Raw genomic sequence first — 1,627 nt, forward strand, 5'->3', positions numbered from 1 at the left:
TACGCTGATCGGCAGTTGCAAACTGAACGGCGTGGAGCCGGAAGCGTATCTGCGCCATGTGCTGGCGATTATCGCGGATCATCCCATCAACAAAATCAAAGAGCTCCTGCCGTGGAACCTCACCATCCCTGCTGAATAACAGTCAATACGGCGCTGGGCGTACGCTTACATCGAATATCACTGGAATGGGTGATCGGAAAATATCGGAATAACTGATCGAATGTTGCCGGAACAGATGATCGGATACGTCGGAATCTGCAAAAATCCGGTGTCGGCCCTGGCAGAAGAGTCGCAGGTGATCTATTTCTACCAAAACGTTGGCCGCTGTCCCAGCGAAGACGAAGTCAAAAAGCTCAGCAACATTCTCGATGCGAAGAACCAATGGCGGTTGGTTTTTAAAGTGAAAGCGCAGCAACAGCGAAGCGGTTCAGGCCCGCATTCGTATCGCTTTGTGTCGTCACGTTTGCGCCAGGCCCTAACGGAGACCTTGCTGGACCCCGGTGTCGATGTCGACGCGCTCTCGCCGCCCACGAGCCAAGGGATCGTGCGATCGTGCCAGGGCACGCGGTATCTGCTATTAGGAGAGCAGGTGGTTAAAATCGATAAGCATCCGTTACTGCCGCATGTCTTTATGCTGGGACCGGATGCGGCGGATAAGATCTTCTGCCGCTTTGATCACCACTCACAGCGCTTTGTGCTGGTTCCTGATGAAAAGGGCTTTGCGGGTGCCGCCGGCACTGAAATCGACTACGTCAAGGCGGTGAGGGAAGCACAGCTCCGCCTGAAGAAAAGCTTCACCCAGCAAAGTCAAAAAATTCGCTATCGGGAGGGGTTCCGCACGGATGATTTTGAAGAGTATCGCGGGGTGTTGCTGGTGGATAATGACCTGCGCGATAACGTTAAAGCGATTCTCCTTTACGGGCTGGACGACGGAGAGCTGGCGCTGGCGGGGCGGTATGCCGACGCCGCGTGGGAACTAAGAGAGGGCGTGGTCACGGCATATAAGCATATCAATCAGGTCAAACAAACGCTGATGCTCGGCGATGTGGATCATCCGTTATTGCAGCGCTTTCATGAAATTTTCGCGGTAGAGCCCGAGTCCGCTGAGGCCGAGGCCCTCATGGTCACCTTGCTGCGCAATATTGAGGACACGGGGAGCGAGATTTCGCGCCATATTGGGGTTGTAAGCGGGAAGCCGCCAAAATTTTGCGGGCTTACGCCATACGACTATGACAACGTAAGACCTTCAATCATGGCATCCAGGTCGAGTTCTTTCCCTTCGCTGATAAAGGTGTAATGTCCGTTCAGAAAGATATGCTGCCAGGCTACGGGCGACATTCGTCTGAGAAGGACAAGGCCCCGGGTGTTACCGATTTCTTCATACTTCTGCAGCAACCGCGACAGTAGGGCTGAGTTATAATAAATAATAATGATGCTGAGCAGCCGCCCGCACTGATTGCTGATTTCCAGCTCAATATCGTTCTGACCCGTCAGCTCTTTTTTGCCACCGACCCGTGCGATCGCTGAGCGAAGCTGATGCCAGGATTCGATGCGATTTTGCGACCGGTGGCTGTTTCTGGCAATCTGTGGGTTACGAAGATATCGGAGGATGTAAAGGCTGCGGATC

General features: G+C 53.6%; 3 protein-coding genes. 2 read left to right on the top strand and 1 reads right to left on the bottom strand.

Going from position 1 to position 1,627, the window contains the following annotated elements:
- Both ACMX3H_RS19065 and ACMX3H_RS19070 read left to right on the top strand, forming a co-directional pair.
- A partial coding sequence (locus tag ACMX3H_RS19065) for a transposase domain-containing protein (protein ID WP_415210157.1) occupies positions 1 to 139 on the top strand: 139 nt, incomplete at its 5' end.
- 81 nt (positions 140 to 220) lie between these two features.
- Positions 221 to 1,297, top strand: a complete 1,077-nt coding sequence (locus tag ACMX3H_RS19070) for a hypothetical protein (RefSeq protein WP_415211903.1) — start codon at positions 221 to 223, stop codon at positions 1,295 to 1,297.
- Here the strand turns inward: ACMX3H_RS19070 and ACMX3H_RS19075 are convergent.
- Positions 1,228 to 1,627 (bottom strand): Tn3 family transposase (locus tag ACMX3H_RS19075; RefSeq protein ID WP_415211904.1); only part of this gene is annotated, 400 nt, incomplete at its 5' end. The genes ACMX3H_RS19070 and ACMX3H_RS19075 overlap by 70 nt on opposite strands.

Origin of the sequence: Sodalis sp. (in: enterobacteria) (assembly GCF_047607725.1) — a bacterium.
GTDB lineage: Bacteria > Pseudomonadota > Gammaproteobacteria > Enterobacterales > Enterobacteriaceae > JBLKSS01.